This is a genomic window from Trueperella pyogenes, from assembly GCF_001070855.1.
Classification (GTDB): Bacteria; Actinomycetota; Actinomycetes; order Actinomycetales; family Actinomycetaceae; genus Pauljensenia; species Pauljensenia pyogenes_A.
The window spans coordinates 375,954-399,335 of sequence record NZ_JVLH01000009.1 but is presented as its reverse complement, the minus strand read 5'-3'; the positions used below and the strand labels follow the sequence as shown (position 1 = coordinate 399,335).

The window sequence follows — 23,382 nt, the reverse complement described above, 5'->3', positions numbered from 1 at the left end:
AGCGACCGTTGCGCGAGCAGCCTTATGCCAAGTGTGCCACGGCCTCGAAGCCCTGGGTCAAATCAGCAATGATGTCGTTGACGTTCTCAATACCAATAGACAGGCGAACGGTTCCGGGTTCGATTCCCGCAGCGCGCAGCTGTTCCTCATTGAGCTGAGAGTGAGTGGTGGATGCGGGGTGAATGACCAGGGACTTCGCATCGCCGATATTTGCAACCGTCGGGAGAAGCTTGAGCGAGGTCGCAAATGAGGTTCCGGCTTCGAGGCCACCCTTGATGACGAAGGAGAGCAGACCGCCGGCACCGCGCGGGTTGTACTTCTGGTGGAGCTCGTAGTAGGGCGAGGACTCGAGGCCCGCGTAGTTGACGGACTCGACCTGCGGGTGGGCCTCGAGGAACTTCGCGACCTTCAGCGCATTGTCAACGTGGCGCTCAACGCGCAGCGACAGGGTTTGGATGCCCTGCTCGATGAGGAAGGAGTTGAAGGGCGAGGGAGCACAGCCGACATCTCGCAGGCCAATTGCACGTGCGCGAATGATGTAGGAGAGGTTTGCTCCAAGCTTCTCGGCGCTCAAGTCATGTCCGAAGACGAGGCCCGCGTAAGAAGGTTCGGGTTCGTTGAAACCGGGGAAACGCTTGGGGTCCTTCGTGTAGTCGAAGTTACCGGCATCGACGATTGCACCCGAAATTGCGGTTCCGTGGCCGCCCAGATACTTCGTGGCCGAGTGAACAACAATGTCGGCGCCCCATTCGATTGGCCTGGTCAGGTAGGGGGTGGCGACAGTGTTGTCGACGATCAGCGGAACACCAACGGAGTGTGCGGCCTGTGCGATCTTCTCAATGTCAAAGATGTCGCCCTTGGGGTTGGGGATGGTTTCGCCGTAGAAGGCAACGGTGTTTTCATCGGCAAGAGACAACCATTCGTCCACATCGTAGGGGTCGCTCACGAAGCGGGCATCGATTCCGAGGCGACGCAGGGTGTTGTTGAGCAGCGAAGTTGAACCGCCGTAAAGCGAAGGCGAAGCAACGATGTTATTTCCGGCAGATGCCAGGTTCAGGATTGCAAGAGTAATTGCAGATTGGCCAGAGGAAGTCAGAAGCGCACCAACGCCACCTTCGAGGGCTGCGATTCGGGCCTCGACGTAATCATTTGTCGGGTTGCCCAAGCGAGTGTAGATGGGGCCAAGTTCTTGAAGTGCGAAGCGAGCTGCAGCGCGTTCCGCAGAGTCAAAGGCAAATGAAGTGGTTTGAAGAATCGGGATGGAAGTTGCACCGGTTTGGGGATCGCGGTCCCAGCCCGCGTGAATTTGCTTGGTCTCAAATGCCCAAGAGTTCTGGTAGTCGGTGTCCGTTGCCTCAATTGCGCCCATTGTTACTTCTCCTAGTGTTCACGTTTTTGATTCTTGTGACGTGAGGAGAGGCGATGGCTGAGGGGTCGAGCCGCTACGCTCACGATTTGGCGATTGCGGCAGTTTCCAACGCAAAGACGTACGACCCGGGCGAGTAATCTCTAGCCATCAGTAGGTCTGGTCAAAAGCTGACGCGAAGGTCAGCTACGCATTCGCTGGAACATAGCCTCATGCTATGGCCCAGACGTGGGCCACGCGCGACTTGTTCACATCGTGGGCGAATGTAACATCCCCGCCTGCCTTGCGGCACCCAGGGCGACGTACTCTGCCGCCTCGGGAAATTCAACGGGCACTCCTAAGAATTCGGCTGCCAAGCTCTGCACTGCCCGCGAGCGCGCTCCGCCACCGACAACGAGCACTTTCTCGATCGGAACGCCCAGCTCACGCACGCACTCGAGCGCGAAACGCATGTGGGCAAGCAGGCCTTCGACACCGGCGCGGGCAAGGTGTGCGCGCGTCGAGTTCTTGAGCGTCATTCCCTCCAATCGGGCGGTGGCGTCAGGCAGGTTCGGCGTGCGTTCGCCTTCGAAATAGGGAACCAAGCGCAGCCCTCCGGCGTCGGGAACCGACAGTGCCGCTTCGTCCAGTTCCTCATAGCTGAGGCCACTCATCGCCCCGACCGCGTCGAGGATTCGCGAGGCGTTGAGCGTGCACGCGAGGGGAAGCCAATGTCCACTTGCGTCAGCAAAGCCGGCGACTTGACCACTGGGGTCTTCGACGGGAGTTTCGCTAACAACGGCAACAACCCCGGAGGTTCCCAGCGAGAGCAAGGCCTGTCCGACACCGAGGCCAACTCCCAGAGCCGCACCGGCATTGTCCCCACATCCTGGGCCGATTGCGATTTCTCCCCATCCTTGCGCCAGGTCTCCACATCCCATGGCCTCCATGGGCTCGCAGATCTTCGGAAGGATGATTCCCTCGGCTTCTTCCAGCGAAATTCGCAGGGCCTGAGCCAAGATTTCGCGCCTGTAGACTGCATCAGCCCGGTCCATGTAGCCCGTTCCCGAGGCGTCGGAGCGGTCGGTGCACAGGCCTTCCAACCCAACAGCCTCAAAGCCACCGCGGATTTTCCAACTCAGCCAGTCATGAGGCAGGCATACTGCCGCGATCTTCCTTGCGTTCTCCGGCTCATTGTCTGCAAGCCAGCGCAGTTTCGTGACCGTAAAAGAGGCAACAGGAACGAGGCCAGTGGCCTGCGCCCACCAACGAGCGCCGCGCTCACGGTCGCCATCGCCTCGTTCGCAGGTGAGTTCCTCGGCCGCGCCGGCACTTCGCGTATCGTTCCACAAAAGCGCCGGGCGGATCACCTCACCTTGTGAGTCCAAGCAGACCATTCCGTGTTGCTGGCCGCCCACGCTCAGCGCCCGCACGTCATCGAATCCGCCTGCCGCGCGCACGGCCTCGAGGAAGGCATCCCACCATGCCTGAGGGGCGACTTCGCTTCCCTCGGGGTGCGATGCCCGGCCCTCTCGAATGATCCTTCCACTAGCGGGGTCGCAGATAACGACCTTGCATGATTGGGTTGAGGAATCTACTCCCGCAACAAAAGGTCTGCTTTCGCTCACGGTCTTAGCCAATCAGGTGTCGCATTGCGTGATGGTAGAGCTCGACGTAGTGGTATTCGCGCGCTCCCTTCGCATCAGCATCGAAATCCTCGTAGGCACTGCGGTCAGCAAGGAAGTCATCGATCGTCTCGCCCGGATCCAAGGTGGGCTGGGCGAGTTCGTAAACAGAGGCCTCTTCCATGAGCTCCTGAGTGATGGGATCAGCGCGGAATTCGCGCGCCTTCTCAGCCAAACGCAGGTACATGTCCATATTGGCCCGAGCTGACTCCCAAACGCCTTCCATACCCTCGGTTCGGCTGGGCTTGTAGTCGAAGTGGCGAGGCCCTTCGTAGCGAGGCCCACCCCCGGGGAAGCCGTTCTCAAGGAGGTCGACCGTGAAGAACGCACTGGCTAGATCCCCGTGACCAAAAGCCTTGTCCTGGTCGTACTTGATTCCCGACTGCCCATTGAGGTCAATGTGGAAGAGCTTGCCGGCGTTCAGCGCCTGCGCCAAGGCGTGCGTGTAGTTCAGGCCGGCCATTTGTTCGTGTCCGGTTTCAGGATTGAGGCCAACAACGTCGCCATTATCGAGCTGCGCGATGAGTGCCAGAGCATGACCGACGGTCGGCAGGAAGATATCACCGCGAGGTTCGTTGGGCTTGGGCTCAAGACCGATACGGAGGTTGTATCCGCGGGACTTGATGTATCCCGCAACGGTATCGAGGCCTTCGCAGTAGCGATTAAAGGCAGCGTTTAGATCCTTTGACGAGTCGTATTCGGCGCCTTCGCGCCCGCCCCACATGACGAAGGTTGTTGCGCCAAGTTCTGCGGCAAGGTCGACGTTACGCAAAATTTTACGCAGGCCAAAGCGGCGGATCTCTCGGTCATTATTGGTCAGGCCACCGTCTTTGAAGACCGGGTGCGTGAAGGTGTTCGTCGTGACCATCTCAATAACAAGGCCGGCGTCTTCGACAGCATCTTTCAGCTGCATGACCCGCTGATGACGCTCCGAATCTGACGCATCGAAATCAAAGACGTCATTGTCATGGAAGGTAATTCCCCATGCGCCTATTTCTGCGAGCTTTGAAGCATATTCCCACGGATCAAGCACCGGACGCGTTCCGGTTCCAAAGGGATCAACTGCATTCCATCCCACGGTCCACAGGCCGAAAGAGAAATGATCTTCGGGGCGAGGTACATACGCCATAGCATGGCCTTCCATAGATTAAATGACTACTGCGTCACGTTTTGTTGTGACTCATAACATAATCCTCCAGATGCGATAGAGTCAAGATATGTCTACCGCCGCACGCACATCGAACCCCGATTCCGGGGCAACCAATCAATCCCTGCGTGCCCACAACCTTTCCTTGGCATTGCGCCATATTCTGGCCAATCCCGGCGCAATCAACCGCGCGGGCATCGCTGCCCAAACCGGAATTTCACGCGCAACGATGTCGCGGCTTGTCGACGAACTCATCGCCTCCAGCCTCGTCGAGGAAAGCGAAGACAAACTCTCAACCGGACAAAGGGGACGCCCCACCAGCGTGCTCTCCCCAACCTCGGGAAAGGTTATTGCGCTGGGTCTACAGGTCAACGTCTCAGTGCTCGGCGCTTACCTTGTTGACTTGAGCGGGACGGTCTTGGCCCACGAATGCGTGAGCGGCGACTTCTCAGGAGCAGACCCGACCTCAACCCTGCGTAAACTCGCACGAATCGCCAGACGTGTCTTGCGCGAGGGAAGCAGTGCAGGCGCGCTTTTCCTTGGAAGTTCACTTGCCCTCCCAGGCCTCTTTTCTGCCGACACCCTGACCATCGCACCCAACCTTGGCTGGCGAAACATCCCCCGCAAGGAACTCCTTCGCCCCCTCCACGACCTTGACGTCACCCTGGTTGCGAACGAGGCCGACTTGGCAGCCTACGCTGTCGCCTACCCTCGCCCCGGGGTCCCCGAAGGGCCGGACTCATTTATCTACGTCTCGGGAGAAGTCGGCATCGGCGGCGGGTTGATCGTCAACCATCAACCGCTGAGTGGCGCGCACGGCTGGTCAGGCGAAATCGGGCATATTTGTGTGGAACCCGAAGGTGCAATCTGTTCGTGTGGCGCGCGCGGCTGCTTGGAAACTGTCGCAGGATTGAAAGCTCTTGGCCATGCGGCTGGACTGGGCGACAATGCAAGCACACGCGAGATTCTGCAGCACGCGGGCCACAGCTCACGCGCTCAAGATGCCATGACCCATGCCGGTCGCGCCTTGGGCCAAGCGCTGTCCGCAGTCGTCAACACTGTCGATATCTCTCAGGTCTACTTAGGTGGCTTGGTTGCCGAAATCGCACCTTACCTGCTGCCAAGTCTTCACGAAGAACTTGCGACGCGAGTCCTTCAAGCGCCCTGGCAAACACCGCAGATCGATATCCTCCTCCACTCAGAGGATCTATCACTGCGAGGTGGTGCACATCGAGTCCTCGAGCTGACTGTGGACGATCCAATCCACTGGAAGGATCAAGCGATCACCCTTCTCTAAGCAATTTTCACAGGCCCCACATAGCTATCCGGCAAGCGATAGCAAGGCTCCTGTGTTGCAATGAGAACATGTGCGGAATTGTTGGACAAGTCGCATGCGAAGCCTCTCAGCGAAGCCGCCAGGTCGTTCTTGATGGACTTTCACGCCTGGAATATCGCGGATACGACTCCGCGGGAATTGCCTTAGCAAACCCGGGGAAATTAAATGTCATCAAGGCTGTCGGAAAGCTGGTTAACCTGCGCGAGGCCGTTGATCAGGATGCGCCCGCCGACGCTTTCGCTGGGATCGGACACACCCGTTGGGCAACTCACGGTCGCCCAACCGTTGCGAATGCACACCCACATGTGAGTCCCGACGGACGTTTCGCATTGGTCCACAACGGGATTATCGAAAATGCCGATAACCTGCGCGCGCAGTTGCGCGCACAAGGCGCGGTATTCGCCTCGGAAACCGATACGGAAGTAGTCGTGCACCTGCTTGCACACGCCTACGACCAGGCGGGTCCGGCCTCGTACACGGGTGAAGTAGCGGGACTCAGCGGCACTGACGAGGCCGTCGCACGCCGACTGATCGTCGCTATGCGCGAAGTGACCGCGAAGCTTGAAGGAACCTTCACACTGCTCGCACTATCTACTGAATCTCCCAAGGTTATTGTTGCCGCCCGCAGATCATCGCCGCTGGTTATTGGCTTGGGCGAGGGAGAGAACTTCCTTGGCTCGGATGTACTGGCATTTATCGAGCACACAAATCGCGCGGTAGAAATTGGGCAAGACCAGCTGGTTGTCGTGAGCGCTTCCGCTGTAACGGTCATCGGTGCGGATGGACACCCGGTTCCCCTGAAGGAATATGAAGTCGATTTTTCGGCGGACCGCGCGACCAAGGGTGGATGGCCAACCTTCATGGAGAAGGAAATTCACGAGCAGCCTCGAGGGGTTGCGGATACTTTGGCTGATCGCCTGGATTCCCACGAGCACCTGGCATTGGATGAAGTTCGAATCCCAGAACACGTGCTTCGCGGAATCGACAAGATCATCATGATTGGTTGCGGGACGGCTTCTTATGCGGGACAGGTCGCTCGTTACGCGATCGAACACTGGTGCCGAATTCCCGTCGAAGTCGAGCTCTCCAGCGAATTTCGCTACCGCGATCCGGTCGTTGGCGAAAAGACTTTAGTTGTCGCAATTTCTCAGAGCGGCGAAACCATGGATACGATCCAGGCGATTCGCCACGCGCGCGAACAGGGCGCGAAGGTCGTCGCGATTGTCAATACTCCCGGTTCGACAATTTCACGCGAATCGGATGCCGTGATTTTGACCCATGCGGGGCCTGAAATCGCAGTTGCATCAACGAAGGCCTTCACATCACAGGTCACTGCCTGCTTCATCCTTGGTCTGTATTTGGCACAGGTTCGCGGAAACAAGTACGCCGACGAAATCGCCGACTACATGGAGAAGCTCGCCCACGTGCCCGAGGCGATCCAGAAGGTTTTGGATAGCGGAGAGACCGTTCGCCAGTTCGCCCGCACCATGAAGGACGCAACCTCCGTGATCTACTTGGGTCGTCACGTGGGCTACCCCGTCGCACTTGAGGGTGCGCTCAAGCTCAAGGAAATCTGCTACATCCACGCAGAGGGTTTTGCGGCCGGCGAACTCAAGCACGGGCCGATCGCTCTGGTGGATGAAGGCCAGCCGGTTGTGGTCATTGTGCCGACTCCGCGCCGCCCCGAACTGCACGCGAAGGTCTTGGCGAATATCCAAGAAGTTCGTGCGCGCGGGGCCCGAACCATTGTCATTGCAGAGGAAGGCGATGCATCGGTTGATGAGTTCGCTGAAGTCGTCTTCCGCGTTCCACCGGTTCCGACGCTCTATGCACCGCTACTGACAATTGTTCCGCTGCAGATTTTTGCGTGTAAGCTCGCTGCGGTTAAGGGGCTGGATGTTGACCAACCACGAAACCTGGCCAAGTCCGTCACCGTGGAGTAGGTCAAACATGGGATTTCGCCTGAGCCGCCGCAACTTCTGCACGGAGTAATCGAACTTCTTGAGTCAGCTCTGCGATCTGCTTTTCTAATTGAGCATGAGCCTCCGGCTGTTGCACTGCAGCGGCAGTGGCAACTGCTGGCTCTTCAGCCTTCATTCCCTCTTCTTGTTTAATCCTTTCAAGGAACCAAGATGAGAAAATACCGGTCACGATTCCAATGAGCGCAATCCCAAAGAGCATGTAGATCGCCGCAACCACACGCCCTGTAACTGTTACAGGTGCGATGTCGCCGTATCCAACCGTCGTCACAGTAACTAGAGACCACCACAGTGCTCGTCCAAGGTCGGTCAGTGTCGCTCCCTCGGCGTGGCGCTCGGCCTCAAGGACAGTGAGTGCCCCAACCCAAATGAGCAAGGCAGATATCGCTCCCGTATAGAGAGAAATTTTATTTCGCAGTTCCGCATCTGCAGAACGCTGAAAGATGCGCAGTAGTGCTACCAAACGCACAAGACGTAGTGGCCGAAGGAAAGGCAAGGCGACAGAAAAGAAATCAACCAGATTCGCCTTAAACCACCGCCATTTTTCAGGCGCAGTAACGAGCCTGACAAGATAGTCGATACCAAATACGGCCCAACAGATATTCAAGACAAGTTCATAACGCTCGTAGTCGACCCCACTCGCATCCGTCACAATTTGCGCAGAATAGGCAACCAAGAAAACGACGGCAACAACCATGAGCGGCCACTCCATTGTCCGCTCCCATTTTTCATGCATGTGATCTTTATACATGTTTACACAAAGAGTGGGGGTGGAGCCGCTCCCCGGCTCCACCCCCACGACACATCTTCAATGAGTGCCAAGGCACGCACTTACTTAAGATCACACGCCTTGTAGACGTGGGTCAGCATTGCAAGGCGCTCCTCCAAGGTCGCATCCTTAGGCACGCACATCTTCGCGCCCAGATAGTTGCATCCAGCTTCGATCGCGGCCTGTGCGCAGCGCTTAATTTCCGCGTCACTCATGAGCGATGCCGGTTCATCGCTCTGGCTGGGCAGGTGCCCATCAACCCACGAATAGCCGTACTGAGTTTCCTCGGGACCTGCACCAGAGAAGACGACACCATCCAGAACCCCGCGCTTTCCAGCCGCAATGATGTGATCGTAGGCAGCATCGGCACTGCGCTCTTCTAGAACGGAGCGTCCCCAGTTAATCAAGACACCGACCTCAAATTCCGCAGCGATCTCGATTTCTTCTTCGACCGAGAGGAATCCCTTTTCCGGCTTTTGCTCGGAGATAAAGCGATCGCAATGCTCAATCACGAGCTTCGCGCCGTACCAATCCCATTCGCGCAGAACTTCCAACGAGCGCCTGAACGCGTCCCCTTCCGCGGTCCGCGTAGGTGCCGAGTGCACCTCGATGCGCGTCACCACATTGCGATCAGCATGCTCGCTCAACTTGCCCACGTCCTCACGCAGCTGGCGGGTGAAAGCCAGCGCGGCCTCGCGACCGTCCCGATCTGGCGAGGCCAAGCCGAAGTTCGCGTCTTTGCCGACGTTTTGCATGGTGCCGGGGATGGCGGTGACGGCGTTGAAATCCCAGTTCGCGGCAAGCAGGCCGGCGAGAAGTTCGTTGTCGGTGGCGATCTGTCCGGGATAGGGCATTTCGAGGCCGTTGATCCACGGCTGCTGCGCGAGAAGTTTGTAGTACTCCTCTTGTAGCTCCGGCGCCGGATGCGAGGCGTAGGCTCCGATAATGAATGGGATTGTCATTGTGATCATCCTTCTGTGGTGATGTCGCCGTCGTTGGGACACGCACTGATAAGTCTGACAGGTCGAGCTGCAAAACGCAGCATATTTATCAGACAAATTTACCCTCAGAAAAGACCTGCATCAAACTCCTCATCCATCCTCAATCCAGCTCTTTCAAATATGAAAAACGATAAACTCAGTCCATGGACCGCAATGAACTGATTCAACGCACGTTCCCCTATCTTTTGAAGCGCCTGGAAGATGCTGGCATCAACGCGACTCCCCAAGTCGACCCTCAAACAAACGGCTACATTCTGACCGTCGACACCATGCGCTTCAACGTTGAAAACCTTCTGTCGGATCTATCGCGCTGCGACCAGGCCCAGCATCAGGAGCGAATCGAACGCTGGGTTGCCTTCATGATTGAGACCCTGCGGATGCCCGAGTACTCGCTTAATGATCCCGACGAGCTTCGCCGACGAATTCGCACCCGCATCATCCGGGGCGGACAGAGCTCAGATCTGCCCATCACCTACATTCGCCCATTCACTGCCGGATTAGCCAAAGCGCTCTATCTGGATTTCCCGAACAGCGTGTCATTGGTGACGGATCAAAGTCTTGCTCAATACCCGCTTTCCGTCGACGAGCTCTTCTACTACGGTCAGATCAACACCGATAATGAGCCAATCGACACCAAGCAAGAGGTGGGTCCATTCACCGAGCTTCTGGGAGAATCACCATTCATTGCCGGCAAGGCAGCAAACATCAGTGCCTTGGTAAGCAATCTCCAAATTAACGCTCCCCACGGTTTGTTCTTCGCTATTCCGCAACGATCCGTCCTGCTCTATGCACCCATCGATCCGGAAGACATATCACGACAGATACTCCAGATGGCCGACTACATGCGCTTCGCGGTCATGGAAGAATTCGGTAATAACAACGGTTTCGCGATCAGTCGCGATATCTTCTACTGCCTACCCACTGGAGAATTCGGCCCGATTACCCAGGGTGATAATCCCGAACTTCACGAGCTTTTCAGCAATCCAAAGATCGACTTTGAGACCTTTATGGGACTTGTAGAAAAGTACCTGTACCTACCCGAAAGCTTCGTCCAACGCTTCCTCGCGAAGTAAAAGACGAACGGAGGCCGGCTGCGCGCAGGCGGTGGTCAGCTATGGGATGGGTGTCTTTACGTGTCTCAAGGTGATGCGCGCCGCCTTTCATCATTCAGTTTGACTTATCGTTTCTCATTCCCTAAAGTTTCCACGTACGCGCGAGTGGCGGAATAGGCAGACGCGCACGGTTCAGGTCCGTGTGCCCGTGAGGGCGTGGGGGTTCAACTCCCCCCTCGCGCACGTAGTAAGGACCCAGCGAAAGCTGGGTCCTTTTGTTTTACCTGCCGAGGCTTGGCCCGCCTCATGCGCAAAGCAGGCGCATTGCGTACCTTGCCTAACTAAACTGCGAGGCCAGCTGACGCCCTCAAGCGCCAACCGGCCTCGTAAAAATCAGCAGTTCAGTCCTGCTCGACACCCGCAAGGAGCTCGCGCACCCAAGTTCGTGCGCGTCGATAGTCCTCGTCATCTTGGGGAACATCCGCGCTATTGACAGTCGAGCTGGGGTAAGAACCCATGAATCGCACATCCGGAGACACGCGATACAACCCGCGCAGTGCCGCCTGAATATGTTCCTGAGCGATGTGTCCAACCATATCGATCGAGAAGGTATAGGCACCCAAACCATCACCACTGGGACGCGATTCGATTCGTGACAGGTCAACGTCATGCACCGAGAACTGTTCAAGCAAACGCATGAGCGAACCCGCTTGGTTCACCGGCAGCGCGACTTGAATCGTCGTCTTATCGTGTCCAGTCGGCGCAGTCAAGGACCCTTCAATCGGCCTTCTCACGCACACAAAACGCGTGATGGCACCCGGGTTATCCGCAACATCCGTGAAGAGCGATTCCAAACCGTAGCGGTCCACCGAAGTCGCATTACACAGAACCGCGTCGAATGCGCTTTCGCCCGAACCCAAGGTCTCGGCCGCTGCAGCAGTCGAGGTCGTAGGGACGTGACCAACTCCGGGGAAGGTTCCCTCAGCCCAGTTTCGGCACTGCGCCCACGCGTGCGGGTGCGTCCCGATCTTGCGGATATCTTCCGCGCGCGTCCCGGGGCGAACAGCCAGGTGGAAGGTAATCGGCACCAGCATTTCGGCACGGATCACGAGCTGCGGGTAGTCTGCCAGCGCATCGAGCGTTGCATTGACACCACCTTCGATGGAGTTCTCAATGGGTACGACTGCCCAGTCTGCCCTTCCCTCACGCACGGCCTTCATCGCCAAAGGCGGGGAAGTCAGGGGAATAAGCTCGGCGTTCTCCGGAGCAACCTGGCGCAGAGCCTGCTCGGTGAAAGTCCCGAAGGGCCCTAGGAACGCGATTCGCAAGGTGCTCACTCGGAGTGCTCCTGCTGCGAGAGGGCCTCGGCTTCACCGGCCTCAGTATGCTCGCCTGCATGCTTCTTTCCGACGATCTCAATGATCACGGGCAGAACCGAAACCAGAATGATGACGCCCAAGATCAGCGTGAGGTTGTCATGCACGAAGGGAACATTACCCAGAAGTGAGCCAACGAGGATGAATCCCGCACCCCAGATCAAGGCACCCAGAGTGTTGAAGATCAGGAACTTGGCGTAGGGGTAGCGCGCCATTCCCGCCGCGATCGGAATGAAGGTACGAACGAAAGGGATGAAACGACCAATGACCAGCGAACGCCCGCCGTAGTCACGGAAGTATCGTTCGGCCTTCTCCAAGTGCTCGGTCTTCAAGATTCGAGCATCCGGCTTGAAGAACCTGCGTCCCCACTTTGCACCCAGGAAGTAACCAATTTGCGCGCCAATGAAGGCTGCGACAACAACCATGATGATCAGGGTTGGAAGGTGCAAGCCCAGTCGATCGTGCAGCAAACCTGCTGTGAAGAGCAAAGATTCTCCGGGAAGAACCGGGAAAAGGACACCCGACTCAATGAGGACGATGAGCATCGTCCCCCACAGGACCCACGGTCCCATTGCGATCAGCAGGCTTTCGGGGTCTTTAAACCAGTTGATGAAGGTGTCAAGCCCTGAGGCGTTCACCAGGATGGCGTTCAGCATGCAGAATTCCTTCAATTGGGTTCAACGAATGACAAAGTGCACGGCATGTTACTTAAGTCAACCCTACCGGTCTTTACACAACAGATAGGATGTCATCCATGGAGAATTCCGAGGAACTGGTCACGTCTGACATAACCGAGGCCCCCGCAACCTCTGGGGAACCACCGGTGGACCCCACTGAAACCGAGTTTGAGGATGCACCCGAATCGACTGCACCCACTTCCTCACGCTCTCGGCTTCCCGAACCCGTTTTCTTCGCCGATCGCCTGCTCTCCCGTCGCCGGCGCCGGGCTGATCTCTACGAGGCCATCATGTGCCTGGTGGGTATTGTCCTTGTGTGGGGCCTGGGATTCGTCGCCTCTTCAACCACAGAAGGCGTCGCGCAAGACGTTCTACGAGTCACCGTAATCCGCGATCTTCTCCTGATGCCCCTGTCGCTCTTAGAAGGTCTGACCATTTTGGTCACTCCCATCGCCGTCATCGGAATGTTGCTATTCCGCCGACAGGTCTCCACCGCCATCGAAGCTCTCGCCACCTCCATGATCGCTGGCGTGGCCTCGTATGTGATCTTGCTGGGACTTCGCCAACTTCCTGAAACCATCACCGGCCCGCTCAGGGTCATGAACGTGGAAAACGGACAGACGGCCTCGCACATCGCGATCAACCTGGTCGCAATCGCTCTCATTGCCCTCTTCACAGCTGCGGGTGAAGCAGAAGCACTTCGTTCAGTCCGCTTGTCCTACTGGGCTCTGGGCATCATCATCGTCATCTGGGTACTTCGCGGGCAGCTCACCCTTCCATCTGCATTAATCTCCGTTCTTCTTGGTCGCACTTTTGGCGTTTCATCACGTTTCTTCTTGGGCTTCCAAGACCGCAGTGCCTCGGGCGGCCAGATTGTGAAGGCGCTGCTCTCGATCCGGATTATTCCCTCACGCGTCATCCGTACAGACCTTCTTCCCACCGGAGTCACGCTGGATACATGGACTGTTTCGGAAACACCGCACGGTCACTTCCGCATGGAGACCGCCGAGGCTGATTCAGCGGAATACACGATTGCCCGCCGACCACCGGTCGATGGAAACCGTCACTACCAGGTCTGGGATACCTACGGTGTTCCCTACGAAATCACCATCTTGGATCCGGGCCGCGGTATGGCCGGCACACTCTTGGAAGTATGGAACAACGTCCGCCTGCGCGGGATTTCTCGCTGGGTTTCCCCCTCGGTGAAGGCTGCTGCAGAGCGTTCCATGCTAACAGCCATTTCAGCTAAACGTTCCGGTGTTCACTTGCCTGAGCCCATGGGTATTGCTCAAGCTGGAGACTCGATCATGACGGCGATGCGAGCCCTTCCTCCGACAGCTTCACTCAAGGACCTGGCCGACACCGACGCACTGAGCGATGACATTCTTGATCAGGCGTGGAAGCAGCTCCTCTTGGCGCATTCTCACGCGATCAGCCACCGTCGCATCGCCCCTTCGTCCCTCGTACTCGACCAGTCCTCAGAGGTTTGGCTGATCCACTGGGATGAAGGTGAGGTTGCAACGACTGAGCTCAACCAACGCATTGATATCGCTCAGCTTCTCACCCTGCTTGCTATCTATGCTGGGCCCGAGCGAGCGCTGGCCTCGGCCCGGCGAAACCTGAGCGAAGCTGAATTGGTTGCCTGCGCACCGGTTCTTCAAAAGCCGGTCCTTCCTTCCGAGGTTTCCTCCACTCTTCGACGCAGCGATCTTCTGGATCGCCTGCGCGAGGCGATCGTCGCCGACACCCCGCAAGAATCCGTTCAGCCCGCGAACCTTCAGCGCTTCGCACCCAGGACAATGATTACCTTCGGCGTTCTGGCAGTTGCGGTTGTCGTGTTGATGGGTTCGCTCAACTTCTCCGATATTGTCGCTGCAGTAAAGCAGGCAAGCCCCATTTGGATCGCTGTTGCTTTCGCCTTCGCAGCAACAACCTGGGTTGGAGGAGCCGTTCCCCTGGTTGCTTTCAGCCAAGAAAAGGTCAAATTTGGCGACGCCATCTTGGCTCAGATCGCAGCATCGATCATCACCCTGGTCGCTCCCGCTGGAATTGGTCCGGCAGCGCTCAACCTGCGTTTCCTTACAAAGCAGAAGATGTCGACGGCAGCTGCCGTCACCACAGTTACTCTGCAGCAGATTTCTCAGTTCCTGGTAACCGTCTCTTTGTTAGTCATCGTCCTGTTCTTCTCGGGTTCATCGCTTTCGGTTTCGCTCCCCTATGTCGCTATTATTGCCGGAACTGCAGTCGTGGCCGTGATTGTCATCGTGTGCATTTCGATTCCGAAGATCCGGAAGTTCATCTGGTCGAAGATCGAGCCAACATGGAAGCAGGTGTATCCGCGTCTTCTGTGGGTTGCTGGTCAGCCTCAGCGCCTTCTTGCGGTGCTCGGCGGAAACCTGCTCATGAATATCGGTTTCGTTGGGGCGTTCTGGGCTTCCTTGACTGCAATGGGCGGGTCATTGAACTTGGTGACCCTCTCCATCACTTACTTGGCCTCGAACTCGCTGGGGTCTGTCGTCCCCTCCCCCGGTGGCATCGGCCCGGTCGAGGCCGCACTCACCGGTGGCCTTCAAGTTGCCGGAATCGCCGTGTCCATGGCTCTTCCAACCGCGATCATCTACCGTCTGGTGACCTTCTACGGCCGCGCTCCCTTCGGTTGGGTGGCCCTGAAGATCATGCAGAAGCGTAACCTGATCTGATCCCTACCGGCCTTGCCGCATAGCCATGCGGCGTGTGCCGGTGAAGAGTTTTAGCCCTTCACAGCCCCCGACACCATACCGGTCGACATCCGGTTCTGAACGAAAATGAACAGGATCAGCACGGGGATTGTGATGAGTGTCGAGCCTGCCATCACACCGCCCCAGTCCGAACCTTGCAGGCCCTGCTGGAAGGATTGCAGCCACAGCGGCAAAGTCACTGCCGAATCGCGAGAGAGCACGATCAGGGCCAGCGTGTATTCATTCCAGGAGTGAAGGAAGGCAAATACCGAGGTCGATACCAAGCCTGGGGCAAGAAGCGGCAAGGTCACACGCATGAACGCTTGGATACGGGTGCATCCGTCAATCATTGCGGCCTGCTCGAGCTCCTCGGGAACAGCCTCGACATAACCGCGCATCATCCACGTGACGAAGGGCAGCACGCCACCCACGTACAGCAATGACAGGCCAGCAACCGAGTTCAATAGCGCCCACGAGTCCAACATCCTGTACTGGGAAATAAAGAGCGCTTCAGCGGGGATCATCTGAATCACAAGGATTGCAACGATCAAAGTCCGACGGCCTCGGAAATTAAAACGTGCCAAGGCCAGAGCTGCAAGAAGTGAGCACAAGGTTGTTGCCACAACGGTGATGACTGCCGCGCTCAAGGACATAAGCAACGCGGAGTGAAATGCCGGAGATGAGAGCACTTTGGCGAAGTGTTCAGTGGTCAGCGGCGCGGGGATCAACTTAGGCGGGCTCGACAGAAGGTTTTTCTCGGTTTGGAATGCTGAGTTCACCATCCAATACACGGGTAGTAGCCACACGAGCGAAGTGATGACCAAAATTGTGTTGATTGCAATCTTGCCGGCATGGATTTTCTTGCGATTGAGGGGACGAGGCGCAGCCTGGTGTGCATGTTCCCGAACCTGTGCGGCGCTCATCGCGCGTCCCCCTTCGTGAAGAGCATGTGAATGTATTTCGCTGTAATCACCACGGTGATCAGCAAGATGACCGTTGCAAGGGCCGAGGCCATCCCGTAGTTACCCTGAGAGATACCGAGTCGGTAGACGTAGGTACCCAGAAGGTTTGTTTCAGTCGAAATCGAACCCGACTGCTGAAGAACGTAGATATGCGTGAAGACACGCAGGTCCCAAATCACCTGAAGGACACCAATGAGCGCGATCACCGGAGAAATCGACGGGAAGATCACGTAACGAAGACGTGAAATGTAGCCGGCCCCATCAATCTGTGCGGCTTCAAGCAAAGAGTCATCGATCTGCGTGACAGCTGCGTAAATGGAGATCGCCGCCAGGGGCATGGATGCCCAGATGATGATTGCCGAGGCCACTAAGAAGAAGGTCCAATACGAAGCCGAGAGCCACGCGAATCCCTTGAAGGGAAGGCCAATCGATGCCAAAAGGAAGTTGATCAAACCAAAGTTCGGGTCAACCAACCATTGCCACACAGTCAAAGAGGCAAGTAGCGGCATTGCCCAGACAACAATCAGGGTGGAGTTCATGAAGGTTCTGGCAGCGGGAGAGGCCGCGCGCATCATGAGGGCCAGGGAGATTGCACCAACCATGGTCAGTCCCGCAGTCCACGCGCAAAACGCAAGGGACTTTGCCAGGACAGACCAGAAATAGGAGTCGGAGAGAATCGCAATGTAGTTATCCAGCCCCACCCATGTCGGCGGCTTCCCAAATTGCTGTTCCAATCCGAATTTTTGGAACGACATAAGGAACTGGCGAACCATGGGGTATCCCAGAACAACTAGGACCAAAACAACGGCTGGGCTGAGAAGGAGGAAGGGTGCCAGTGTGCGCGTAAGTTTCTTGCGTGGGCTGCCCGCGCGCACTGGGATTTGCGAGGAGGTCATCGTTGCTCTCTCCGACTGTTAGGTAGGTTCGGGGAGTCGCCCGTGAAAGGCCGGGCGACTCCCCGATTCGGATGCGCCTTTCTGTCTATCCTTCAGATTGGCGCGAGATATGAAGGAGTGTCACTCCTACTGCTTGTTCAGCGTGGTATCGAGCTTCGCGCCCGCATCCTTTGCAACTGTCTTCACGTCCTTGCCCTGGGCAATTTCGGTGAAGAAGTCACGGATGACGTTATCGCCTGCAACGACGCCCCACTGAGGTGTGTTCGGCGTGAGCTTGGAGTTCTCGATAACAGTGGTGGAGATGTCCGCAAATGCGCCTTCCGAGGCCGAACCGTACTGGGTATTACCGGGAGTCCATCCGGCCTTGGCAACCATGGTCTGGAACTTCTCAGAGAAGATCACTTCAAGGGCCTTCTTGGCCAGTTCAGGGTTCTGCGCGTTTGATGCCAGCGAAATGGAGGAGCCACCTGCGAAGGTCTGTCCGACGCTTCCTTCCTTGACTCCGGGGATCGGCATGACGCCAACCTTTCCTGCATCCCACAGTTCCTTATCGATCTTCTTGGCGACCGAGCCAGTGCCGACCAGAATACCGACCTTGTTCTCATTGAAGTACTTCTGGAAGCTCTTCTGCGAAGCGGAGGAATCCATCGCGTATGCGGTGCCGTCCTTGAAGATCTTCTGAATACGCTCGAGCGAGGCGACGGTGGCCGGATCGGTGAGCTTTTCTTGCCACTTCCCATTGCTCAAGGTTGCGTAGTCGCCGCCGCCGGCAAACATCAGGGATTCGACACCGTGGATATCCACTGCCGACAGGTACATGCCGGAGAATCCTTCAACGTTATCGGGGTTGGCCTTGCCCAGCTTGATTGCTGCATCTGCCAGCTCATCGATGGTCTTCGGGACAGCGATATTGGCCTTTTCGAAAAGATCCTTACGGTAGATAATTCCGCGAGCGCCCGCATACAGCGGAAGCGCGTAAAGCTTGTTATCCCAGCGTCCTGCATCGATGAAGGACTGAATAAGCTTGTCACCACCGACCTTGTTGTAGAGGTCATCGACGGGTGCGAATGCGCCGACCGATGCGAAGACCGCGGTCTGGGTATTACCGGTTTCGACCAGATCGGGGCTTTCTGACTTAGAGGCCAGCGAGGTTTGCAGCTTGGAGACGATTCCGTCCCAAGGCTGGATTTCAACCTTGAGGGTGTTTCCGGGGTTCTGTTCTGCGAAGGTCTTTTCCAGGTATGCAATGGCGTCGTCCGAAATCGAGCCTTCCATGAACCATACGCGCACGGTCTTTCCGGTCACCGCAGAGGTGTCAGAAGATGCGCTTGCATCGGGGGTCGAAGACTTTCCGCATGCGGCGAGGCCGAGGCTAAGGACACATGCTGTGGCCAGAGCGATCACACGCCTTCTGGTTGTGTGCTGAGACATCTTTATTTCCTCTCAAACGCTACGCGCCTATGCGTAGATGAGTTTTAGTATCACCGTCGACAAAACGTTTGTCAAGAAGCGTAACACTTTCGTTATGCGACAGAGCGGACAATCAATTCGACGATTTCCTCATCGTGAACAATCACCCGGAAGGCTGCAGCAGCCATCTCCAGTGCCGAGGCTGGCTCCCCCGCACAGGAAAAACGAACGTTGTGCGCAGACAGAGGAAGACCTCGGCGACGGACGACGCGACGAAGCGGCTCGAGAAGGTGAGCACCCACCTTAGCGAGCTCTCCCCCAAGGATGATTTCTTCAGGATCAAGAAGATTCGTCACGGTGACCATCGCAACGCCCAGCTGCTCACCAATTTCTTCAACCAGGCTCACGCAGGCATGATCACCGTTATTCACAGCATCGACAAAATCGGATACCCCCGCCTTTTCGCCCAGAATTGGCCGAAGACGAGCGAGGATTGCAGGGGTCGACACATACTGCTGCAGGCAGCCCCTATTCGAGCATTCACAAGGGATTCCCATGGGATCAATACTGATATGCCCCAGTTCACCCGCTCCCCCATGACCACCGCGAACCAGCGCCCCATCCAGCACATATCCCATGGTGATGCCATGAGAAAGATGGACGTAGGCCATGGAAGATGCCGGCTCACCCATTCGTTCATACTCAACAAATGCGGCCAGCCGCACCGTGTTCTCGACACAGATTGGAGCGTCCAGCAGTGCGCCCATCGCCTTCAGTGGATTGGTGCCCTTCCACATCGACGAGGCCGCACTCCCGACCACTTCACCCGTGCGAACATTGATCTGAGTATTGACCGCAACATGACCCGCACGCACCGTAGGGTCGCCAAGTTGAGCACGCATGACAGACAGTGGTGCCTCGACATGCGAGAGGCGAACTTTTCCGCTTTCGTGAGGATTTTCTGCGATTTCGCGAGAATTGAGAAGACGGCCGTCAACACTTGCGATCGAAATTAACGTCCGATCAATCCAGAAGACAACCGACACCAGAACACCCACTTTTTCCGTGAGTTTGACGGTGGATTTCAATGGAGATTCACCGTCATCGGCCATATATCCCTCGGCAATGAGATCCTGGACCAGATTGGTGACGGTTGTGCGAGAAACCGAAAGACTGCGAGCCAAGGCAGCACGATGCTGCGGTCCCTGCATCACAAGAGCTGCAATTGCACGCTCTTTATTTGTACTCAGCACTTGTACTCCATTCAGACCTTGGCACACACAGAATCTGATGTTACGATTCGTAACACTAAAGTCGGTTGACCTAATTAAAGAGGATTAACGTGTCACCCTCAATGATCCCACATGATCGCGAATGCACACCAGCCTTCGCATGGCGTGGATTTATGCTCGATTGCGCACGAACATTCTGGCCGCCCGAGCTTATCCACGAGATCATCACTCTGCTGGGACGCTATGGCTTCAACCGCCTTCACCTTCATCTCACCGATGACGCGGGCTGGCGTATCCAGATCCCCGAATTCCCTAAACTCACCCAAACGGGTGCGCATTTACCGCGCGAAGCCTTCGACTGGTACGACAATGTCGACGCGGATAAACGCGCCGTCATGATCGCGAGCGCTCCCCAAGACTCCACGTGGGGCTATTACACGGATGATGAGATCCGGGAAATTATTACCCATGCTGCCACAGAAGGAATTGAGGTCATCCCTGAAATTGACCTTCCCGGTCATATGCATGCAGCAATTCGCTCCTACCCCGAGCTGGGAGATCCAGCATTGGCAAAGCTCCCTCCCGAGCATTGGAGCCATCGTAATGACCTTCTTTGGCCCACAGATCAATCCTGGGCTTTGATCGACGCCGCACTCACCCACGTCGCTCTTCTCTTCCCATCTCCGATCATTCATATCGGCGGGGATGAATGTCGTTTCGAGGCCTGGGAAAACGATCACGCCTTGATGGATTCTCTAGCATCCCAAGGAATTCGCAGCGGACGTCAGCTCCAAGAATCCATGACTCGACGCGCACTCGAAATCCTTCATTCTCTGGGTAAGCGCGCTGCCGGTTGGGATGAACTCACCGAAATTGCTCCGGCGGATGTTCTTGATGACACTCTCATCATCGCGTGGCGAGGATTCGGCGAAGGGCCCAGACGTGCAGCACTCTCTGGGCAACCCTGGGTGTACGGATGCTGCGACCAGCTCTATCTCAATCGCCTGGCTGGAGAGGCCTCGGATGAACCTGCGGCAATGTTCGGAGTGATTACTCCAGAACGAATCCTCATCGAGGTCATGGAGGAGATCACACAAGCTGCCTCGGCGCCGATTGGCATCCAAAGTGCACTGTGGTGCGAATTTGTTCCCACGCGCGAGCAGTTGTACTACCAACTTTTCCCGCGTTTGTTAGCCGTCGCTGAAGTCGCTTGGCACGGTTTGTGCGCCTTTGACGAGGTCGAGCTTCGTGAGCGCATCCGCGCGGAAATGCAGTGGCTGGCTGAACAAGGAATCTACGGTCGGAAAGCTTAAGTTTTTCTACTGGCGCTCCGAACGCGAGAGATTTTCGCGAATTGCTCGGCCGATCATTTCATGGGTATCATCCTGAACCCACCGTGAATCCAAGCCAAAGTGTAATCCCGGGCTTTTCTCATCCTCACGAAGTCCTAAGATCGCTTCCCACAGCGGAATGAGTTCTTCGTGATAGGTGTGCCCATGACCACCCGGAGCCGTACCCGCAACCGGCATATCGACGAGGACCTGAATGTAGGTGGCACCTCGCGTGTATTGCATATGGGGACTGACATCCCCGTCAACCTTTTCTGAAATCCAGTCGGGCTTGTGCCACACTAACTCCGAATTCCACCAAACCACCGGATCCGAGGGGTGCTGAGCATAGACAATCCTGGGATAGTTCCAATCGCCAAGTTCGCGACCGTACACATCTGCCCACAGATTCTCTGGAACATTAACGAAACGTACGTGGCGGCCATTTGCAACAACGGGAGCAACCTCGGGACTGCCTCGGTGACGGATGGCGGTTAGTTCCGCGTGCATCGGCGTAAACGCAGGAGTTCCCACCCAGAGCGCACCATCAGTCCGACTTAAAACATCGACAATTCCCGAGAAGACATGTTGCGAGGCGTAGGCCCCTAAAGATTCTCCGCAGACGAAAAGTGCTGGCCTACGGTCTTCTGGAATCTCATCCACTGCGCAACGAATCGTTTCAAAGAGAATAACCGCTGCTTCTTCAGAAACATCCAGGTCCGTCAGGAAGTTAATCGAGGAAGGAACGAAGGAATACTGCATCGAAGCCGTCGCGCAATTTCCACGAGTCAAGTACTCCAGAGGCTGAACCTGCCATTCGTCGACCCACCCAGATCCCGTCGAAGTGGCAATCAAGATGACAGCGCGATCAAAAGCACCCGTCCGATGCAATTCCTCGACAACAAGGTCAGCGGCATTTTGCAGGCTCTGCCCTTCTTCGGGCATCCCCGCATACACGCGAATGGGCTCCATAGCCGAGCAACCCGTAACGGCCTCGATGTCGGCGCGGCTAGGACCTCGACCAAGAAAAACCCGACCCTGCCCGCCCACGGCACGCCAGGAGGAGCACGAGTGCGGCGACCCCGAACGCTCAGGCACCTGGGGCTGGACAATCCCCTTCGCCGTGCGGTTATTCATTTTTCGGGCGTGACGGGTGAAGAAATTAATACCCAGCTTCAGCAGGACCTGCGAGGTCAATGCATACACAATGACAACAAGAATGAGCAGGGAAAGAGCAAGCGCGAAGACCATATGCATCCACTGGCTCAGAACACTAACAATTGCCCGGCCAATCCATTGAAGCCCCCAGGCAACACCAAGCAAAGCCAGCATCAGAATAAAAGCACAGACAGTACCCAGGAGGTATTCCCCTAAGGTCTCACCGCGCATTCCGACCAGACGATTGGCACGCTTACGCTCGCGATAGGACTGGAGCAGCCAGCGGAGGAACCATAAAAAGAACCCCAGTAGTAGCACAGCCCTAAAGGCGATCGATACAGCCTTCGGAGCAGTAATTTCAACACCGAGCCTGGGCACAACCAGGGCATAGAAGCGCTGGATTGTCAGTCCAACAATGTAGCCAACAGTCGAGAGAACACCCGAGGCGACCGCGTGCCACTGCCACGAACGAGCAAGAAGAGAAGGCGAAACGGATACCCCGTACATCACCAGCGCGCCGACGACGCCAATTAGTGAAATATCCACATGCCACCTCCTCTGGGTATGTCTTATTCTGCCCGATCCGCAACCCAGACGAGCGTGAAATAGGGCAGTTTCACAGTGGAGTGAGGCTCAAAGCCCAAGTGTTCATAGAGATACCAGCGCAGATTCTCTTGCATTTTCTTGCGCCCCGCAGCGCTAGAGCGCAAATAGGACGATCGCGTTGTTCCCAGTTCCAGAATGTCTTCGGGAGTCATGGAATCATCCCAATCGAAGCGATTCAATACCGGTTGGGACCAGTGCTCCCCCACGGTCGGCGGACGATCAGGACGGTGAACGTCGCCCGAACGCATAATTCTTGTAAGTCTGTGAACCCACGGGATTGTCACATCCAATTGATTCCACACAATCATCAACTGCCCACCGGGACGCACAATTCTGTACATTTCCTGCCCCGCCACCTGCGGCTCTACCCAATGCCACGATTGCGCGAATACGGCTCGATCGACACTCGCGTCCTCCAGCCCAGTTGCTTCAGCGCAGGCATCAACGACCTGCAGGTTCCGATCGTGCCCCAGGAGCTTAACCAATTGTTCACGCATCGCCTGAGCTGGCTCAACTGCGATCACCTTCGCCCCGCGCTCAAGAAGCTCCGCGGTCAGTTTTCCCGTACCCGCACCCACATCCGCAATGGTGGTTTCCGAGGCCTTTTCCCCCGCAAGAATCGTATCGATCGCCTCACACGGGTAGCTTGGGCGAACAGCACCATAGGACTCTGTCGCGTGTTGAAAGGGATTGGTCACGAGTGAAG

18 protein-coding genes and 1 tRNA gene are annotated in these 23,382 nt (G+C 56.6%); 6 read left to right on the top strand and 13 right to left on the bottom strand.

From position 1 onward, the window contains the following. Positions 1–22 precede the first annotated feature (22 nt). The 3 genes from ADG72_RS05200 to xylA all read right to left on the bottom strand — a co-directional run bounded on the left by ADG72_RS05200 (position 23) and on the right by xylA (position 4,159). Entirely contained in the window at positions 23–1,369 is a 1,347-nt protein-coding gene (locus ADG72_RS05200) for an O-acetylhomoserine aminocarboxypropyltransferase/cysteine synthase family protein (RefSeq protein ID WP_048712904.1), read from the bottom strand. 245 nt (positions 1,370–1,614) lie between these two features. Beyond that, on the bottom strand, positions 1,615–2,973 hold the full coding sequence (locus tag ADG72_RS05195; protein WP_048712901.1) for a xylulokinase: 1,359 nt from the start codon (positions 2,971–2,973) through the stop codon (positions 1,615–1,617). 4 nt (positions 2,974–2,977) lie between these two features. Continuing rightward, positions 2,978–4,159 (bottom strand): xylose isomerase, encoded by a 1,182-nt coding sequence (gene xylA, locus ADG72_RS05190; protein ID WP_048712898.1) that lies wholly within the window; start codon positions 4,157–4,159, stop codon positions 2,978–2,980. Between the two features lie 88 nt (positions 4,160–4,247). Here xylA and ADG72_RS05185 point away from each other — a divergent pair, with 88 nt between their 5' ends. Together ADG72_RS05185 and glmS are read left to right on the top strand one after the other, a co-directional pair. Continuing rightward, positions 4,248–5,474: an ROK family transcriptional regulator gene (locus ADG72_RS05185; protein ID WP_048712895.1), complete on the top strand. Its 1,227-nt coding sequence runs from the start codon at positions 4,248–4,250 to the stop codon at positions 5,472–5,474. Positions 5,475–5,542: 68 nt separating this feature from the next. Continuing rightward, a complete protein-coding gene (gene glmS, locus ADG72_RS05180) occupies positions 5,543–7,456 on the top strand; it encodes a glutamine--fructose-6-phosphate transaminase (isomerizing) (protein WP_048712893.1) in 1,914 nt (637 codons plus the stop codon). Between the two features lies 1 nt (position 7,457). Here the strand turns inward: glmS and ADG72_RS05175 are convergent, their stop codons facing one another. Together ADG72_RS05175 and ADG72_RS05170 are read right to left on the bottom strand one after the other, a co-directional pair. Beyond that, the gene (locus ADG72_RS05175; protein WP_239667666.1) at positions 7,458–8,228 is read right to left on the bottom strand and encodes a potassium channel family protein; all 771 of its coding nucleotides are present in this window, start codon (positions 8,226–8,228) and stop codon (positions 7,458–7,460) included. Positions 8,229–8,323: 95 nt separating this feature from the next. Continuing rightward, on the bottom strand, positions 8,324–9,223 hold the full coding sequence (locus ADG72_RS05170; RefSeq protein WP_048712889.1) for a DUF4862 family protein: 900 nt from the start codon (positions 9,221–9,223) through the stop codon (positions 8,324–8,326). A gap of 182 nt (positions 9,224–9,405) precedes the next feature. On the opposite strand from ADG72_RS05170, the gene ADG72_RS05165 reads away from it, so the two are divergent. Then, positions 9,406–10,335 carry a hypothetical protein gene (locus ADG72_RS05165; protein WP_048712888.1) on the top strand — a complete coding sequence of 310 codons (930 nt, stop codon included), beginning with the start codon at positions 9,406–9,408 and terminating at the stop codon, positions 10,333–10,335. A gap of 138 nt (positions 10,336–10,473) precedes the next feature. Continuing rightward, positions 10,474–10,557 (top strand) — tRNA-Leu (locus ADG72_RS05160). A 158-nt stretch (positions 10,558–10,715) separates the two neighbouring features. Here the strand turns inward: ADG72_RS05160 and pheA are convergent. Next, on the bottom strand, positions 10,716–11,651 hold the full coding sequence (gene pheA / locus ADG72_RS05155) for a prephenate dehydratase (protein WP_048712884.1): 936 nt from the start codon (positions 11,649–11,651) through the stop codon (positions 10,716–10,718). After that, positions 11,648–12,346, bottom strand: coding sequence for a DedA family protein (locus ADG72_RS05150; RefSeq protein ID WP_048712883.1), 699 nt, complete (start codon positions 12,344–12,346; stop codon positions 11,648–11,650). Before ADG72_RS05150 ends, pheA begins: the two co-directional genes overlap by 4 nt. 98 nt (positions 12,347–12,444) lie before the next feature. Here ADG72_RS05150 and ADG72_RS05145 point away from each other — a divergent pair, with 98 nt between their 5' ends. After that, complete coding sequence (locus ADG72_RS05145; RefSeq protein ID WP_048712880.1) at positions 12,445–15,066, top strand: lysylphosphatidylglycerol synthase transmembrane domain-containing protein; 2,622 nt, start codon at positions 12,445–12,447, stop codon at positions 15,064–15,066. A gap of 50 nt (positions 15,067–15,116) precedes the next feature. Here the strand turns inward: ADG72_RS05145 and ADG72_RS05140 are convergent, their stop codons facing one another. The 4 genes from ADG72_RS05140 to ADG72_RS05125 all read right to left on the bottom strand — a co-directional run bounded on the left by ADG72_RS05140 (position 15,117) and on the right by ADG72_RS05125 (position 19,605). Further along, the gene (locus tag ADG72_RS05140; RefSeq protein WP_048712878.1) at positions 15,117–16,007 is read right to left on the bottom strand and encodes a carbohydrate ABC transporter permease; all 891 of its coding nucleotides are present in this window, start codon (positions 16,005–16,007) and stop codon (positions 15,117–15,119) included. Further along, complete coding sequence (locus ADG72_RS05135) at positions 16,004–16,942, bottom strand: carbohydrate ABC transporter permease (RefSeq protein ID WP_048712877.1); 939 nt, start codon at positions 16,940–16,942, stop codon at positions 16,004–16,006. Before ADG72_RS05135 ends, ADG72_RS05140 begins: the two co-directional genes overlap by 4 nt. A gap of 126 nt (positions 16,943–17,068) precedes the next feature. Continuing rightward, the gene (locus ADG72_RS05130) at positions 17,069–18,373 is read right to left on the bottom strand and encodes an extracellular solute-binding protein (protein WP_239667665.1); all 1,305 of its coding nucleotides are present in this window, start codon (positions 18,371–18,373) and stop codon (positions 17,069–17,071) included. Between the two features lie 92 nt (positions 18,374–18,465). After that, the gene (locus ADG72_RS05125; protein ID WP_048712873.1) at positions 18,466–19,605 is read right to left on the bottom strand and encodes an ROK family protein; all 1,140 of its coding nucleotides are present in this window, start codon (positions 19,603–19,605) and stop codon (positions 18,466–18,468) included. A gap of 101 nt (positions 19,606–19,706) precedes the next feature. On the opposite strand from ADG72_RS05125, the gene ADG72_RS05120 reads away from it, so the two are divergent. Beyond that, positions 19,707–20,897: a family 20 glycosylhydrolase gene (locus ADG72_RS05120; RefSeq protein WP_157857682.1), complete on the top strand. Its 1,191-nt coding sequence runs from the start codon at positions 19,707–19,709 to the stop codon at positions 20,895–20,897. A 6-nt stretch (positions 20,898–20,903) separates the two neighbouring features. Here the strand turns inward: ADG72_RS05120 and ADG72_RS05115 are convergent, their stop codons facing one another. Further along, entirely contained in the window at positions 20,904–22,616 is a 1,713-nt protein-coding gene (locus ADG72_RS05115) for an alpha/beta hydrolase (protein WP_048712868.1), read from the bottom strand. Between the two features lie 23 nt (positions 22,617–22,639). Continuing rightward, positions 22,640–23,374 carry a class I SAM-dependent methyltransferase gene (locus ADG72_RS05110; protein ID WP_048712866.1) on the bottom strand — a complete coding sequence of 245 codons (735 nt, stop codon included), beginning with the start codon at positions 23,372–23,374 and terminating at the stop codon, positions 22,640–22,642. Between the last annotated feature and the right edge of the window lie 8 nt (positions 23,375–23,382).